The following is a 15,103-nucleotide window of genomic DNA, read 5'->3' as shown; positions in this document are numbered from 1 at the left end:
GAGGCCAGCACGTTGCGCGGGCCCGGTGCCAGCACCGCACCGAGCCCGGGCGCCGCTTCAGTGCAGGTCGAAACGATCCAGCTCCATCACCTTGACCCAGGCGGCGACGAAGTCCTGCACGAACTTGCGCTCGTTGCCGCGCTCGGCATAGACCTCGGCCAGCGCCCGCAGTTGCGAGTTGGAGCCAAACACCAGATCGGCCACGGTCGCGGTCCACTTCAGGGTGCCGCTGCTGCGGCAGCGGCCCTCGAACACGTGCGGATTGGCGGCCGAACGCGCCCACACCGTGCCCATGTCGAGCAACTGGGTGTAGAAGTCGGTCGAGAGCACGCCGGGGCGCTGCGTGAACACGCCGTGGCGGCTGCCGCCGCTGTTGGCACCGAGCACGCGCAGGCCGCCCACCAGCACCGTGAGTTCGGGCGCGGTCAGGGTCAGCAGCTGCGCGCGATCGACCATCAGCTCGGCGGCGTGGGCTTCGCAGCCGGGGGCGGCGTAGTTGCGCAGGCCGTCGGCGCGCGGCTCGAGCACGGCAAACGAGGCGACATCGGTTTGCTCAGGCAAAGCGTCGGTGCGCCCAGGGCGGAACGGCACCTCGATGGCATGGCCCGCGGCCTTGGCCGCCGCCTCCACCGCAGCGCCACCGGCGAGCACGATCAGGTCGGCGAGCGAGACCCGTTTGCCCGCAGCGGCGCCGGCGTTGAAGCGCTGCTGGATGGCTTCGAGCTGGGCCAGCACGCTGGCGAGCTGCACCGGGTCGTTGGCGGCCCAGTCTTTTTGCGGTGCCAGCCGGATGCGCGCGCCGTTGGCCCCACCGCGTTTGTCGGAACCGCGGAAGGTGCTCGCCGCGCCCCAGGCCGTGGCCACCAGTTGCGCCACGCTCAGGCCCGACGCCAGCACCTGGGCTTTGAGCGCGGCCACGTCGGCGGCGTCGATCAGCGGCTGCGTCGGGGCGGGCACCGGGTCTTGCCAGATCAGCACCTCGGGCGGCACCAGCTTGCCTTGGTAGCGGCTGCGCGGCCCCATGTCGCGGTGCGTGAGCTTGAACCAGGCGCGGGCAAAGGCGTCGGCGAACTCGGCCGGGTTTTGCTGAAAGCGGCGCGCGATCTTGTTGTAGGCCGGGTCGAAGCGCAGCGCCAGGTCGGCGGTGGTCATGATGGTTTTCACGCGCCTGGAGGGGTCGTGCGCCGCCGGAACCAGGTCTTTGTCGGCCACGTTGACCGGCTCCCATTGCCAGGCGCCGGCCGGGCTCTTGACCAGGTTCCAGTCGTAGCCGAACAGCATCTCGAAGTAGCTGTGGTCCCACTGCGTCGGGGTCGGGGTCCAGGCGCCTTCGATGCCGCTGGTGATGGCGTCGTCGCCCTTGCCGGTGCCAAAGCTGTTGGCCCAGCCCAAACCCTGCTGCTCGATCGGCGCGCCTTCGGGTTCGCGCCCGACGTGCGACTCCAGCCCGGCCCCGTGCGCCTTGCCAAAGGTGTGGCCACCGGCCACCAGGGCCACGGTTTCCTCGTCGTTCATGGCCATGCGCGCGAAGGTCTCGCGGATGTCGCGCGCCGAGGCCAGCGCGTCGGGCACGCCGTTGGGGCCTTGCGGGTTGACGTAGATCAGGCCCATCTGCACCGCGCCCAGCGGCTTGGCCAGATCGCGCTGGCCGCTGTAGCGCTTGTCACCCAGCCACTCGGTCTCGGGGCCCCACCAGATGTCCTCCTGCGGCTCCCAGATGTCGGGGCGGCCACCGGCAAAGCCAAAGGTCTTGAAGCCCATCGACTCCAGCGCCACGTTGCCGGTGAGGATGAGCAAATCGGCCCACGACAGGTGCTTGCCGTACTTTTGCTTGATCGGCCACAGCAGACGCCGCGCCTTGTCGAGGTTGCCGTTGTCGGGCCAGCTGTTCTCGGGGGCAAAACGCTGGGCGCCGTGGCCGGCACCGCCACGGCCGTCGTGGATGCGGTAGGTGCCGGCGGCGTGCCAGGCCATGCGGATGAACAAGGGGCCGTAGTGGCCGTAGTCGGCCGGCCACCAGTCCTGCGATTGGGTCATCAGCGCCTTCAGGTCTTGCACCACGGCGTCGAGGTCGAGTTCGGCGAACGCTTTCTTGTAGTCGAAGTCCTTGCCCATCGGGTTCGACTTGCAGCCGTGCTGGTGCAGGATGCGCAGGTTGAGCTGCTCGGGCCACCAGTCGCGGTTCGAGCGCGCTCCGGCCACCGCCGGGGCGGTGGGGGCACCGTGGAAGGGGCATTTGGATTCAGTCGTCATGGTCTGGTCTCCTGGTTGAAAAAGTGGACGGGGTGGACAGGTGCGTACAGTGTAGGCTCAGGCTATCGGTTGTGGGGATTGGTTTTGTCTAATCGATCAATAGGCTCGGTGCTCGGCGGCGGCTCGGCTGGGGCGCGCTCAGGCGTGCAGGCGCGAGTGGCGCGGCAGGCGCGCGGCCAGAAACTCCATCTGGTCGGCCAGGATGCGGCGGTTGCGCAAAATGAAGTCCTCCCACAGGCTGGGAACATAGGGGGTGTAGAGCAGCGGCATGCGCGCCTGTTCGGGCGTGCGGTTGCCCTTGCGGTGGTTGCAACTGCGGCAGGCGGTGACCACGTTCATCCAATGGTCGCCGCCTTTTTGGGCCAGCGGCCGGATGTGCTCGCGCGTGAGGAACGATTCGGGGAACGAGTCGCCGCAGTAGGCGCACAGGCTGCGGTCGCGGGCGAACAGTTTTTCGTTGTTCAGGCTGGGCTTGAGCTCGAAGGGGTTGATGTTAGGCACACCGACGGTGCCGATGATCGAGTTGACCTCGATCACCGACTGCAGCCCGCTGACGGCGTTGATGCCGCCCCGAAACCGCGCCACGCGCAGGCCCGCCTCCCAGCGCACCTCGCCGGCGGCGTAGTGCAGCACGGCCTGCTCCAGGCTGATCCACGACTGCGGCACGCCCTGTGCCGACAATTTCAAGACCTTCACCAAACCTTGCCTCCGCGCGCTTTGGCCTGGGCCGCCACGCGCCGCGCAGCCACCAGAGCCACCACAGAAACCCGGCCCGCCGGCAACCGAGCCAAGGCAGCGGCAGGCAGAGGCGCAACCCAGATGGGTTTGTGTCAATATAGCGCGCTTTGGTTGCGGTTCGGCGACACCCGAGCCAAATCTTTGCCCTTTACGCATGAAAATCATCCAAGGCATGGCCAACCTGCTGCGCCAGACCCACTCCCAGGGGGGCTGCGCGCTCACCATTGGCAACTTCGACGGCGTGCACCGCGGCCACCAGGCCATGCTGGCGCTGCTGGGCAACGAGGCGCGACACCGCGGCCTGCCCAGTTGCGCCCTCACTTTCGAGCCGCACCCGCGCGACTATTTCGCGCAAAAATTCCGCCAGCCCGATCTGGCCCCGGCGCGCATCGCCACCTTGCGCGACAAGCTGCACGAGTTGCGCCGCTGCGGCGTGGAGCGCTGCGTCATCCTGCCCTTTGACGCGCGCCTGGCGGCGCTGCCGGCACAGGCCTTCATCGACCAGGTGCTGCTCGGGGCGCTGGGCGCGCGCTACGTGCTGGTGGGCGACGATTTCCGTTTTGGCGCGCAACGCCGCGGCGACTACGCGCTGCTCGATGCCGCGGGCAGCGCCCAAGGCTTCGACGTCGCGCGCATGATGAGCTACGAGGTGCACGGCCTGCGCGTCTCCAGCTCCGAGGTGCGCACGGCACTGGCCGCCGGCCGCATGGCCGACGTCGCCGCGCTGCTGGGCCGGCCCTACGCCATCAGCGGCCACGTGGTGCATGGGCGCAAGCTCGGGCGCGCGCTGGGCGCGACGGCCAGCGGCGCTGGCGACGGCTTTCGCACCCTGAATCTGCGCTTTGACCACTGGAAGCCCGCCGCCAGCGGCATCTTCGTGGTGCAGGTGCACGGGCTGGACCCAGACCCCGCAGCGCCGCCGCTGCCCGGCGTGGCCAACCTCGGGGTGCGGCCCTCGCTCGACCCCGACGACGCCAATGGCGGCCGGGTGCTGCTCGAGACCCACTGCCTGGCCTGGCCCGAGCGCGTGCAGCAGGCCCTGCGCGGCGCCACCACGCCGGGTGAGGCCTACGGTAAAATCATCCGCGTCGAACTGCTGCACAAACTGCACGACGAGCTGCGCTACGACGGCCTGGCCGCCCTCACGCGCGGCATCGCCCAAGACTGCGCCGACGCCCGCGCCTGGTTTGCCGCCCGGTCTGCTGCCCCCACCTGAACGCGCCCCAGGGGCAGGCGCGGCACCCTCTGTCAGCCGGCCTGCTCACCGCCTCCCCTACCGCCATTGCCATGCCAGACGCCACCCCGACCGACTACAGCGCGACGCTGAACCTGCCCGACACGCCCTTTCCCATGCGCGGCAACCTGCCGCAGCGCGAACCGGGCTGGGTGCAAGCGTGGAACGAGCACGGCCTGTACCAGCGCCTGCGCGCCGCGCGCGTGGGTGCGCCCAAGTTCATCCTGCACGACGGCCCGCCCTACGCCAACGGCCAGATCCACATCGGACACGCGGTCAACAAGGTGCTCAAGGACATGATCGTCAAAGCGCGCCAGCTGGCCGGCTTTGATGCGCAGTACATCCCGGGCTGGGACTGCCACGGCCTGCCGATCGAGAACGCGATCGAAAAGCTGCACGGCCGCAAGCTGTCGCGCGATCAGATGCAGACCAAGGCGCGCGCTTTCGCCACCGAGCAGATCGCGCAGCAGAAGGCCGACTTCCAGCGCCTGGGGGTGCTGGGCCAGTGGGACCAGCCTTACAGAACCATGGACTTCGCCACCGAAGCCCAAGAAATCCGTGCCTTCAAGCGCGTCATGGAGCGCGGCTTCGTCTACAGGGGCCTCAAGCCGGTCTATTGGTGCTTCGACTGCGGTTCGTCGCTGGCCGAGTTCGAGATCGAATACCAGGACAAGCAAAGCCAGAGCCTGGACGTGGGCTTTTTGTGCGCCGAACCGGCCAGGCTGCTGCATGCCTTCTTTGGCCACAGTGGCTTGCCGCACCCGGACACCGCTGGGCTTGCGAGCCAGCCCATGTACGCCGTGATCTGGACCACCACCGCCTGGACCCTTCCCGCCAACCAGGCCCTGAACCTCAACCCCGAGCTCATCTACGCGCTGGTGCAGACGCCGCGCGGCTTGCTGGTGCTGGCCGAATCGCTGGTGCAAAAGTGCCTGGCGCGCTTTCAGCTCGAAGGCAGCGTGCTCGCCACCGCCCCCGGCCGCGCGCTGGAGCTGATCCGCTTCCAGCACCCGCTGGCGCACGTGCACCCCGGTTACGAGCGCTCGAGCCCGATTTATCTGGCCGACTACGCCACCGCCACCGATGGCACCGGCATCGTGCACTCGGCCCCGGCCTATGGCGTGGAAGACTTCAACTCCTGCCTCGCCCACGGCCTGCAGCCAGACGAGGTCCTCAACCCGGTGCAGGGCAACGGCCAGTACGACGAGGCGCTGCCCCTGTTCGGCGGCCTCAACATCTGGAAGGCCTGCCCGGTGATCATCGACACCCTGCGCGAGCAGGGCCGGCTGTTTGGCACCGAGACCATCAGCCACAGCTACCCGCACTGCTGGCGCCACAAAACGCCGGTGATCTACCGCGCCGCGGCGCAGTGGTTCGTGCGCATGGACGCGGGCCACGGCGTGTTCACGCAAGACGCCGCCGAGCAGACGCTGCGCCAGTCGGCGCTGCAAGCCATCGAGCAAACGCGCTTCTACCCCGAAAACGGCCGCACCCGGCTGCGCGACATGATCGCCAACCGGCCCGACTGGTGCATCAGCCGCCAGCGCTCCTGGGGCGTGCCGCTGCCCTTTTTGCTGCACCGCGACAGCGGCGAGCCGCACCCGCGCACGCTCGAGATCATCGACCTGGCCGCCGCAGTGGTGCAGGCTGGCGGCATCGAGGCCTGGAGCCAGCTCAGCGTGGCCGAGATTCTGGCGCGCATCGGCGACGCCGCCGACCCTGCGCACTACAGCAAGAGCAGCGACATCCTCGAGGTCTGGTTCGACTCGGGCACCACCCACACCACCGTGCTCAAGGGCAGCCACGCCGGCGCCGGGCACGAGCACGGCCCCGAGGCCGACCTGTACCTCGAAGGCCACGACCAGCACCGCGGCTGGTTCCACAGCTCGCTGCTCACCGCCTGCGCTCTGTACGGCCGCGCGCCGTACAAGGGCTTGCTCACCCACGGCTTCACCGTCGATGGCCAAGGCCGCAAGATGAGCAAGAGCGTGGGCAACGTGGTGGCGCCACAGCAGATCAGCTCCAGGCTCGGGGCCGAGATCATCCGCCTGTGGGTGGCGGCCACCGACTATTCGGGCGATCTGGCGATCGACGACAAGATCCTGGCGCGCGTGGTCGATGCCTACCGGCGCATGCGCAACACGCTGCGCTTCCTGCTCGCCAACATCAGCGACTTCGACCCCGCCATCGACGGCGTACCCGAGGCCGAGCTGCTGGAGATCGACCGCTACGCCCTGAGCCGCGCGGCCGCCTTGCAGGCCGAGGTGCTGGCGCACTACCAGGAGTACGAGTTCCACCCCGTGGTCGCCAAGCTGCAGGTCTATTGCTCCGAAGACCTGGGCGCCTTCTACCTCGACGTGCTCAAAGACCGCCTCTACACCAGCGCCCCCAAGAGCCTGGCGCGGCGCAGCGCCCAGACCGCGCTGCACCAGATCACGCACGCGCTGCTGCGCTGGATGGCGCCGTTTTTGAGTTTCACCGCTGAAGAGGCGTGGCAATTGGTCGGCCACACCGAATCGATCTACACCGAAACCTATCTGCCGCTGCCCAGCCCCAACCAGGCCCTGCTGGCCAAGTGGGGCCGCCTGCGCGAGCTGCGCGCGGTGGTCAACAAGGCCATCGAGGACGTGCGCAGCACCGGCAGCCTGGGCTCCTCGCTGCAAGCCAACCTGAGGCTCACGCTCGACGCCGAAGACCTGGCGCTGCTGCGCAGCCTGGGCGACGAGCTCAAGTTCGTGTTCATCGTCTCGGCGGTCGAGCTGCAGCCGGGCGCGCAGCTGGCGGTGCAGGTGCGCGCCGCCAGCGCCCCCAAGTGCGCGCGCTGCTGGCACTACCGCGACGACGTGGGCCACGACCCGGCGCACCCCGAGCTCTGCGGCCGCTGCACCAGCAACCTGTACGGCAGCGGCGAAGTGCGCCACGTGGCCTGAGAGGCCGCAAGGCAATCGGTCATGCCCGCCCAATGGCCTCTCAGACCCCAAGCCTTTTCACATAAAGCGCCCCATGGCCAAATCATCCCCCACCAGCCTCTGGCTCTGGCTCGCGCTGGCGGCTGCCATCGTGCTGGCCGACCAGTTCACGAAAACGCTCATCGTCGCCACCTTCGACCACGGCGAGGCGCTGCGCATCAGCTCGTTTTTCAACCTCACGCGCCACCACAACCCAGGCGCGGCGTTTGCGCTGTTGGCCGACGCCGGCGGCTGGCAGCGCTGGTTTCTGAGCGCCGTGGCGCTGGCGGCCAGCGCCTTCATCGTCTGGCTGCTGCACAGGCACCACAGCCAGCGCCTGTTTGCCTTTTCCATCGCCTGCATCATGGGCGGGGCGCTGGGCAACCTGATCGACCGGCTGCTGCACGGCCACGTGATCGACATGCTCGACTTTCACTTCCGCTGGCTGCAGCCGGTGTTTCACGGCGGCCACTTTCCCACCTTCAACCTGGCCGACATGGCGATCACGCTGGGCGCGTGCGGTATCATCATCGACGAAATCCGACGCGTGCGGCGCTCGCGCGCCTGAGCCGGCTCATTGGTGCGAACGCCCCTAGGCGCAGCAGACACAGCAGAGCGGCGAGCAGACAGGCGCCGGCATCCTTCTCACTCGATCGTCAGCCGCTGGCCGCTGCGGCCGCGCTTCTTGGGCAGCGTCAGCGTCAGCACGCCGTGCTCGTACTTGGCCTTGGCCTCGGCCTCGTCGATCTCGAGCGGCAACTGGAAGCTGCGCGCCACCGAGCCGTAGTAGCGCTCGCTGCGCAGCAGCTTGTCGTCCGCGGTCTGGCGATCCTGTTGCCGGATTTCGGCGCGCAGGCTCACGATGCTGCCATCGATGCTGACGTGGATGTCTTCACGCGCCACGCCCGGGATTTCAGCCTGCACCTGGTAGGCCTCCGGCGTTTCGCTCACATCGACCTTGATCGACTGCGGCAGCGCGTCGCCGTGCAGCGGTTTGATGAAGAAACCGGGCGAGGCCATGTCCTTGAAAAAGTCGTCGAACAGGCTGCCACGGGGAATCAGATGGTTCATGATGCGTGCACTCCTAGACTGGCGATTGCGGTTGATAGGACCCTCGATGGGCCGCAACCCATTGCGGCCACAAGCGCAATCTAGGGGCAACAGATGACGATTTCAAGACCCCCCCAGCCTCTCAGGGCAGCAGCACCGTGGCGCCCACGGTCTGGCGCGCCTCCAGCGCCCGGTGCGCCTGCTGCACCTGCGCCAGCGGGTAGCGCTGCTCGACGTGGATCTGCACTGCCCCGCTGCCCACCACGGCAAACAGCTCGTCGGCCATGGCCTGGGTGCGCGCACGGCTGCTGATGTGGTGAAACAGGGTCTGGCGCGTGACGTACACCGAACCCTTGGCCGCCAGCAGCGCCGGGGCAAAGGCCGGCACCGGACCCGAGGCGTTGCCAAAGCTCACCAGAAGGCCAAAGGGCGCCAGGCTGTCGAGCGAGCCCTCCCAGGTGTCTTTGCCCACGCCGTCATAAACCACCTTCACGCCGCTGCCGTCAGTCAGGGCGCGCACGCGCGCGGCCACGTTCTCGTGCCGGTAGTTGAGCGCGTGCTCGGCCCCATTGGCCCGCGCCAGCGCGCATTTTTCGTCGCTGCCGGCGGTGGCGATCAGGCGCAGGCCGAGCGCGCGCGCCCACTGGCAAACGATCAGCCCGACGCCACCCGCCGCAGCGTGGAACAGCACCCAGTCGCCTGCCTGCAGCCCCTCGACCGGCTTGCAGTGGCGCAGCAGGTACTGCGCCGTCAGGCCCTTGAGCATCAGGGCCGCGCCCTGCTCGAAGCCGATGCCCTCGGGCAGGCGGCAGACGTTCATGGCCGGCAGCACGCGCGCGTCGCAATAGCTGCCCGGCGGCTGGCTGGCGTAGGCGGCGCGGTCGCCCACCTGCAAATGCTCCACGCCCGCGCCCACGGCCTCGATCACGCCCGCGCCCTCCATGCCCAGCCGCGCCGGCAGCGGCAGCGGGTACAGGCCGCTGCGCTGATAGACGTCGATGTAGTTGAGCCCGATGGCGTGGTGGCGGATGCGCACCTCGCCCGGGCCGGGGTCGCCCACTGCGGTCTCGATCAGGTGCATCTGCTCGGGGCCGCCGGTGTGCTCGATGACGACGGCGCGGCTGTGGGTGCTGCTCATGGGTGGGTTCCTGAAAGCAAAAACGCCAATGTTGCCACGAAATCACCCGCGCCCCAGGCCGGCACTGCAAGCCCCTGCCTCAGCCTGGGGCGCGCAGGCGTTACAGTCGCAGCGATGTCTGTTACACCCTTTGCGCCCCTGACCGTGGGCACCGCCGCCCTGCTCACCATCGCCCCGCTGCTGTGGGCCGGCAACGCCGTCGTCGGCCGCGTCGCAGCGGACTGGATTCCGCCCATGACTTTCAACTTCCTGCGCTGGCTGGTGGCGTTGGCCATTTTGCTGCCGCTGGCGGCCTGGGTGTTGCGCCGCCGCAGCGGTTTGTGGCAGCACTGGCGCCGCTTTGCCGTGCTCGGGCTGCTGGCGATTGCCGGCTACAACAGCCTGCAATACCTGGCGCTGCACACCTCGACCCCGATCAACGTCACGCTGGTGGCCGCCAGCATGCCGGTCTGGATGCTGCTGATCGGGCGCCTGTTCTTTGACGCCGCCATCACCCGCCAGGCGCTGCTGGGCTCGGCGCTGTCGCTGCTCGGGGTGCTGGTGGTGCTCACGCAGGGCCAGGTGCAGCGCATCGTCGAGCTGCAACTGGTGCCGGGCGACGCCTGGATGCTGCTGGCCACCTGCACCTGGGCGCTCTACAGTTGGCTGCTCACGCGGCGCGACGAACCGGCACCGATTCGCGCCGACTGGTCGGCCTTTCTGATGGCGCAGATCGTTTTTGGTCTTTTTTGGTCGGCCGCGCTCAGCGCCGGCGAGTGGGTCCTGTGGCCGGCGGCCAGCGGCACGCCCCTGCCGCAGATCGACTGGAGCTGGGCGCTGCTGGCGGTGCTGGTGTTCGTGGGACTGGGTCCGGGCGTGATCGCCTACCGCTTCTGGGGCGAAGGGGTGCAGCGCGCCGGCCCAACCGTGGCCGCGTTCTTCAGCAACCTCACACCGCTGCTGGCCGCACTCATGTCGGCCGCCCTGCTGCGCGAGCCGCCGCAACTGTTCCACGTCGTGGCCTTTGCGCTCATCGTAGCCGGCATCGTGGTCTCGTCGCTGCGGCGTTGAGGCATGCAAGCGCCTCGAATCAGACCAAGACCACGTATTGCCTGCTGATCCTCGAGGCCGGGGCTGGGTGCCTCAGTACACCCCCGGATAGGCGCCGCCGTCGAGCAAGATGTTTTGGCCGTTCAGGTAGCCGGCGTGGATGCTGCACAGGAAGGCGCACACGGCGCCGAACTCTTGCGGGCTGCCGAAGCGGCGCGCCGGTATCTGCGCCAGCTGCGCCGCGCGCACGGCCTCGAGCGGCTGCCCGCTCCTTTGGGCCCCGGCGGCCAGGGTGGCGGCCAGGCGCTCGGTGTCGAACTTGCCGGGCAGCAGGTTGTTGATGGTCACGCCGCGCGCCGCCAAGCCGCTGCGCGCCAGCCCGGCGACGAAGCCGGTCAGGCCACTGCGGGCGCCGTTGCTCAAGCCCAAGATGTCGATCGGGGCCTTGACGGCGCTGGAGGTAATGTTGACGATGCGGCCAAAGCCGCGCTCGGCCATGCCATCCACCGTGGCCTTGATGAGCTCGATCGGGCTCAGCATATTGGCATCCAGCGCCTGCAGCCACTGCTCGCGCTCCCATTGACGAAAATCGCCCGTGGGCGGGCCAGCGGCGTTGTTGACGACGATGTCAAAGGCCCGTCCCGGCCCGCCGGGGACCGCCAACAGCGCCTCGCGCCCGGCGGCCGTGGTCACGTCGGCCGCCACCGGCAGCACCGTCACCCCGCCTTGCCGATGCAGCTCGGCGGCCACCTGCTGCAAGCGCTCGGCCCCGCGCGCCGCGAGCACCAGGTTCACCCCCGCGCTCGCCAGCGCCTGCGCGCAACCCCAGCCCAGCCCCTTGCTGGCCCCACACACCAGGGCCCAGCGACCCGCGATTCCAAAGTCCATCGTCTTGCACCTCAAGAATGGCCCCAGTGGGCCGGATTGAGCGATTTGCCTGCGCCGATTATCCTCACCGGCTGGGCCGGCTCACCCACAGCACGCCCGCCAGCACCAGCGCGGTGCCGGCCAGAATCCAGGCATTGAAGGGCTCGCCCAGCATGAGCGCGCCCATGAGCAGCGTGGCCATGGGGCCGACCATCCCGACTTGGGCCGTGAGCCCGGCGCCGATGCGCTCGATCGCCAGCATCACCAGCACCACCGGCGCTGCGGTGCAGAGCACGGCGTTGAGCAGCGAAAGCCAGATCACCTCGGGCGCCACCAGCGCCGCCTCGAGCGGGCGCAGCAGCACAAACTGAGCGATGCACAGGATGCAGGCCACGGTGGTGGCCCAGCCCACCAGCCGCAGCGCGCCGATGCGCTGCACCAGCGCGCCGCTATAGACCAGATACACGGCGTAGCTGAGCGCGCTGCCAAACACCAGCGCCGCTCCCAGGGCCGTGCTCCAGCCGTCGAAGCGCAGCTCGTGCCCAAACACCAGCAGCACGCCGGCGTAGCTCAGGCCCATGGCCCCGAGCTGACGCGGCGTCACGCGCTGGGCAAACAAGAGCCAACCCAGCAGCAGCACCAGCGTCGGGTTGAGGTACAGGATCAGCCGCCCCAGGCTGGCGCTGATGTACTGCAAACCCAGAAAATCCAGAAAACTGGCGAGGTAGTAGCCGCAAAAACCCAAGCCCAGAATGGCCAGCCAGTCGCGCCGCTGCAGCGGCTGCACCGGCTTGGCGCTGCGGTAGGTGGCCCACCAGATCATGGCCAGAAACAGCGGCAGCGCAAACAGCATGCGGTACATCAGCAGCGTGACCGGATCGACGCCGTAGCGATACGCCAGCTTGACGATGATGGCCTTGCCACTGAAGGCCACGGCCCCAGCCAGCGCCAGCAGCAAGCCGCTTTGCAGGCGGCTGAGCGCGGAAAAAACCGTGGGGCGCAGGGGCATGGCTTGGTCTCGAGCGCGGCGACGGCGCTCAGGGCGCGGCGCCGACGGGTGGCTGGGGCCGCAGCGCCGCCAGCCGCGGCAGCACGCGCCGCACGTTGGCGCTGGTCTGGGCGGCCAAGGCGGCGCAGTCCAAGCCGCGCAACGCCGCCAGCGTGGCGCCGATGCGCGCCAGCTCGGCCGGGGTGTTGGGCGCCTGCTTGGCACCGCCGGCGCGCGCTGCGGCCGGGGTGTAGAGCCACTGGGGCGGCATGTCGGGGGCGTCGGTTTCCAGCACCAGCGCCTCGGCGGGCAGGGCGCTGGCCAGCCGGCGCAGGCGCCGCGCCGCCTCGAAGGTGCAGGCACCGCCAAAGCCCAGGGCAAATCCGAGTTCGATGAAGGCCTGCGCCTGCTGCAGGCTGCCGCTGAAGGCGTGCGCGATGCCGCCGCACGCGCGGGCCAGGCGTGTGGCCGGGTCTGCCGTGGCCGCGCCTGACCAGCCCCGGCCGGACTGGCGCAGGCCGCGCAGCAACTCGTCGGCCGAACGCCGCACGTGCAAGATCACCGGCAGCCCGACGCGCTGCGCCAACTCCAGTTGGGCGGTGTAAAAGTGCCACTGGCGCTGGCGCGCCGCCGGCGCACACAGGGCGGGAACCAAAAAATCGAGCCCGATCTCTCCCACCGCCACCAGCTGTGGGTCGGCGTGGCAGCGTTGCAACTCCTGCGCCAGCGCCTCGAGGTCGGCGTCGGCGGCCCGCACGGCGTAAAGCGGGTGGATGCCCAGCGCGTAGGCGTCGCCCGTGGCGTGCGCCAGTTCGCGCACGCGCGCCCAGTTGGCGCGCTCCACCGCCGGATAGACGCAGACCTCGACCCCAGCGGCACGCGCCTGCCGACGCAGCGCCAGGCGCTGCTCATCGGTCCAATCGGGGGCGTCGAGGTGGCAATGGCTGTCGATCCACATGCGCAGCGATTATGCGCTGCACCAGTCCAGCCTGCAGCCAGCGCACGCGCCTGGGCCGCACACCGCCCCGCCCCTGCAGGCCCCAGGGTATCGACCCACCAGACCCTCAACCCTTGGGGCCCTCGAGCCGCTCAAAACCCCAGGTTGATTTGCAGGATGCGCGTGGTGCCACTGACTTCGTTGGCCACCACCAGCAAGGGCCGGCCGTTGGGCGACTGCACCGCCGGGATGAAGGTCAGGCCCTCGGGGCCGCGGTCGCCGCTGACGCCGTTGCGGGTGCCGTTGAAGTAGGTCACGAAGCGCGCCTCGGCTGGGTTGGTGACTTCATAGACCATCACGCCGCCGACGCGCTCGAGCCCGATGAAAGCAAAGTGCCGGTTGCCAAACTGGGCCACCACCACGCTTTCAGGCTCCGGGCCTTTGCTCGGGCTGCGGGCGTCGAGGGTGTTGTTGTTGTGGCTGGCGTTGAAGGCGACGTTGGGCAGGGCGCGGGTGCGCTGCTCGAACTCGTCGCCCGAGTCGTACACCAGCGCGCCGTTGGCCGCGTCCCAGATCGAGAACGAGCGCGCGCCAAAGCTGAACAGCTCGGTGCACTGGCCAGCGGCGTTGCGCCCGGTCTGGCCGGCGTTGGGGGTGTTGGTCACGAGCAGGCGACCCAGGTTCGAATCCAGCACCTGGTTCGCAGCGTCGGGGAACACGCTCGGATCCAGCCCCTGGGGGCAGTGGGCGCGCACGCGCACCTCTTCGTTGAAGCCGGGCCAGTCACGCGCGTCGCCTTCGTTGGCCGTCACCAGCAAGGTGCGCTCACCGACGCGGTAGGCGGCGATGGCGTCGGGCATGAATAAGCCGCGCACGCGCTGCGGCGCAATGCGGATCGCGGGCGTGCCCTCGTTGGTGTTGGGCGTGCCGTCTTCGTTGCTCACGTCGAGCGCGTTGCGCGCCTGGCTGTGGTCTTTGCTGCCCAGGGCGCGCACGGCGGTGATGCGCGCGTTGGCAATGTCCACCGTGGCGATGGCGTTGTTTTCCTGCAGTGTGACAAAGGCGGTGCGGCCGTCGGGGGCAACGGCGATGAACTCGGGCTCGAAGTCCTGGGCCGCATTGGCACCCGGGCCAAAGATGCGCACGCCTTGGGCGCGCAGCGCCGCTTCCTGGCCGATGAAGGCGCGGAAATCGGCCGTGGCCACGGCCGGCGTGCGGCCGCGGTTGACCGTTATGACACTGATCGAGCCCTCTGGGTCCACCGAATCGGCCTGGCCGTAGCTGTTGGGCTCGCCCTCGTTGGCCACCAGCACGCGCAAGCCGTCGGGGGTGAAGGTGAGCATGTCGGGTAGCGCGCCCACGGCCACGTGCGAGAGCACGCGCAAGGTGGCGGCCTCGACGAAGGCCACCGCGCCGGGGTTGGTCTTGGGTGCCGCCTGCACCGCGATCGCCACCAAGCCGCCGTGCACCGCCACGCTGTTGGGGCTGTCGCCAAAAGCCGCCACTGGGATGTTGCCGATGCGCTGCGGCGCGCGCGGGTCGCGCAGATCGAGCACGTCGATGGATTTGGTGGCCGCGTTGACCACGAACAGGCGCTGCGAGAACGGGTCGTAGGCGGTGATCTCGGACGCGCCTTCGGCACCGCCCTCGAAGGCCCCCAGCGCTTCCAGCGTCAGGCCGGCAGGGGCTGCAGCCGGCACGGCTGCTGGGGCTGCGGCTGGGGCTGGGGCTGCTGCAGCCGCCGCCGGGGCCGTGGCGGGCGTGGTGGGAGCCGTCTGGCAGCCGGCCAGCGCCAAAATGGCGAGGGAGGCCGCCGCGGTCAAGCGGGCCAGGGCGAAGGGGGTGGGTGTCATGGGCATTGTGGTGGTGCAGTTTGAAGTCGAACCGCTGCACTCTACGCAAGCCAGATGACAAATCTGTG

12 protein-coding genes are annotated in these 15,103 nt (G+C 69.1%); 4 read left to right on the top strand and 8 right to left on the bottom strand.

The window, feature by feature from the left end:
- Positions 1 to 57: 57 nt before the first annotated feature.
- Both katG and AAAZ40_RS04015 read right to left on the bottom strand, forming a co-directional pair.
- Complete coding sequence (gene katG, locus AAAZ40_RS04020) at positions 58 to 2,253, bottom strand: catalase/peroxidase HPI (protein WP_476661287.1); 2,196 nt, start codon at positions 2,251 to 2,253, stop codon at positions 58 to 60.
- 138 nt (positions 2,254 to 2,391) lie between these two features.
- Positions 2,392 to 2,949 (bottom strand): HNH endonuclease, encoded by a 558-nt coding sequence (locus AAAZ40_RS04015; RefSeq protein ID WP_476661286.1) that lies wholly within the window; start codon positions 2,947 to 2,949, stop codon positions 2,392 to 2,394.
- Positions 2,950 to 3,145: 196 nt separating this feature from the next.
- Between AAAZ40_RS04015 and AAAZ40_RS04010 the strand changes: the two genes are divergently transcribed.
- The 3 genes from AAAZ40_RS04010 to lspA all read left to right on the top strand — a co-directional run bounded on the left by AAAZ40_RS04010 (position 3,146) and on the right by lspA (position 7,741).
- On the top strand, positions 3,146 to 4,207 hold the full coding sequence (locus AAAZ40_RS04010; RefSeq protein ID WP_476661285.1) for a bifunctional riboflavin kinase/FAD synthetase: 1,062 nt from the start codon (positions 3,146 to 3,148) through the stop codon (positions 4,205 to 4,207).
- Positions 4,208 to 4,278: 71 nt separating this feature from the next.
- Positions 4,279 to 7,155 carry an isoleucine--tRNA ligase gene (gene ileS / locus AAAZ40_RS04005; protein WP_476661284.1) on the top strand — a complete coding sequence of 959 codons (2,877 nt, stop codon included), beginning with the start codon at positions 4,279 to 4,281 and terminating at the stop codon, positions 7,153 to 7,155.
- 73 nt (positions 7,156 to 7,228) lie between these two features.
- Positions 7,229 to 7,741: a signal peptidase II gene (gene lspA, locus AAAZ40_RS04000; RefSeq protein WP_476661283.1), complete on the top strand. Its 513-nt coding sequence runs from the start codon at positions 7,229 to 7,231 to the stop codon at positions 7,739 to 7,741.
- A gap of 77 nt (positions 7,742 to 7,818) precedes the next feature.
- Here the strand turns inward: lspA and AAAZ40_RS03995 are convergent, their stop codons facing one another.
- Both AAAZ40_RS03995 and AAAZ40_RS03990 read right to left on the bottom strand, forming a co-directional pair.
- The gene (locus tag AAAZ40_RS03995) at positions 7,819 to 8,244 is read right to left on the bottom strand and encodes an Hsp20/alpha crystallin family protein (protein ID WP_476661282.1); all 426 of its coding nucleotides are present in this window, start codon (positions 8,242 to 8,244) and stop codon (positions 7,819 to 7,821) included.
- Between the two features lie 121 nt (positions 8,245 to 8,365).
- Complete coding sequence (locus AAAZ40_RS03990) at positions 8,366 to 9,361, bottom strand: quinone oxidoreductase family protein (RefSeq protein WP_476661281.1); 996 nt, start codon at positions 9,359 to 9,361, stop codon at positions 8,366 to 8,368.
- A 114-nt stretch (positions 9,362 to 9,475) separates the two neighbouring features.
- On the opposite strand from AAAZ40_RS03990, the gene AAAZ40_RS03985 reads away from it, so the two are divergent.
- Positions 9,476 to 10,411, top strand: coding sequence for a DMT family transporter (locus AAAZ40_RS03985; protein WP_476661280.1), 936 nt, complete (start codon positions 9,476 to 9,478; stop codon positions 10,409 to 10,411).
- 72 nt (positions 10,412 to 10,483) lie between these two features.
- Here AAAZ40_RS03985 and AAAZ40_RS03980 read toward each other — a convergent pair whose 3' ends face one another.
- From AAAZ40_RS03980 to AAAZ40_RS03965, 4 genes are all read right to left on the bottom strand, one after another.
- On the bottom strand, positions 10,484 to 11,278 hold the full coding sequence (locus AAAZ40_RS03980) for an SDR family oxidoreductase (protein WP_476661279.1): 795 nt from the start codon (positions 11,276 to 11,278) through the stop codon (positions 10,484 to 10,486).
- Positions 11,279 to 11,342: 64 nt separating this feature from the next.
- Positions 11,343 to 12,266: a DMT family transporter gene (locus AAAZ40_RS03975; protein WP_476661278.1), complete on the bottom strand. Its 924-nt coding sequence runs from the start codon at positions 12,264 to 12,266 to the stop codon at positions 11,343 to 11,345.
- Positions 12,267 to 12,294: 28 nt separating this feature from the next.
- Positions 12,295 to 13,209 (bottom strand): TatD family hydrolase, encoded by a 915-nt coding sequence (locus tag AAAZ40_RS03970; protein WP_476661678.1) that lies wholly within the window; start codon positions 13,207 to 13,209, stop codon positions 12,295 to 12,297.
- A gap of 125 nt (positions 13,210 to 13,334) precedes the next feature.
- Entirely contained in the window at positions 13,335 to 15,035 is a 1,701-nt protein-coding gene (locus tag AAAZ40_RS03965) for a choice-of-anchor I family protein (protein ID WP_476661277.1), read from the bottom strand.
- Positions 15,036 to 15,103: the final 68 nt, after the last annotated feature.

Source organism: Serpentinimonas sp. SMBJO2 (genome assembly GCF_056341105.1).
The sequence above is the reverse complement of the archived record's forward strand: the minus strand, read 5'-3'. Positions and strand labels throughout refer to the sequence as shown.

Excerpts from the sequence above, each read along its gene's own strand:
- katG (WP_476661287.1), bottom strand. The coding sequence starts at position 2,253 with ATGACGACTGAATCCAAATGCCCCTTCCACGGTGCCCCCACCGCCCCG.
- AAAZ40_RS04010 (WP_476661285.1), top strand. The coding sequence starts at position 3,146 with ATGAAAATCATCCAAGGCATGGCCAACCTGCTGCGCCAGACCCACTCC.
- ileS (WP_476661284.1), top strand. The coding sequence starts at position 4,279 with ATGCCAGACGCCACCCCGACCGACTACAGCGCGACGCTGAACCTGCCC.
- lspA (WP_476661283.1), top strand. The coding sequence starts at position 7,229 with ATGGCCAAATCATCCCCCACCAGCCTCTGGCTCTGGCTCGCGCTGGCG.
- AAAZ40_RS03995 (WP_476661282.1), bottom strand. The coding sequence starts at position 8,244 with ATGAACCATCTGATTCCCCGTGGCAGCCTGTTCGACGACTTTTTCAAG.
- AAAZ40_RS03990 (WP_476661281.1), bottom strand. The coding sequence starts at position 9,361 with ATGAGCAGCACCCACAGCCGCGCCGTCGTCATCGAGCACACCGGCGGC.
- AAAZ40_RS03985 (WP_476661280.1), top strand. The coding sequence starts at position 9,476 with ATGTCTGTTACACCCTTTGCGCCCCTGACCGTGGGCACCGCCGCCCTG.
- AAAZ40_RS03980 (WP_476661279.1), bottom strand. The coding sequence starts at position 11,278 with ATGGACTTTGGAATCGCGGGTCGCTGGGCCCTGGTGTGTGGGGCCAGC.
- AAAZ40_RS03975 (WP_476661278.1), bottom strand. The coding sequence starts at position 12,266 with ATGCCCCTGCGCCCCACGGTTTTTTCCGCGCTCAGCCGCCTGCAAAGC.
- AAAZ40_RS03965 (WP_476661277.1), bottom strand. The coding sequence starts at position 15,035 with ATGACACCCACCCCCTTCGCCCTGGCCCGCTTGACCGCGGCGGCCTCC.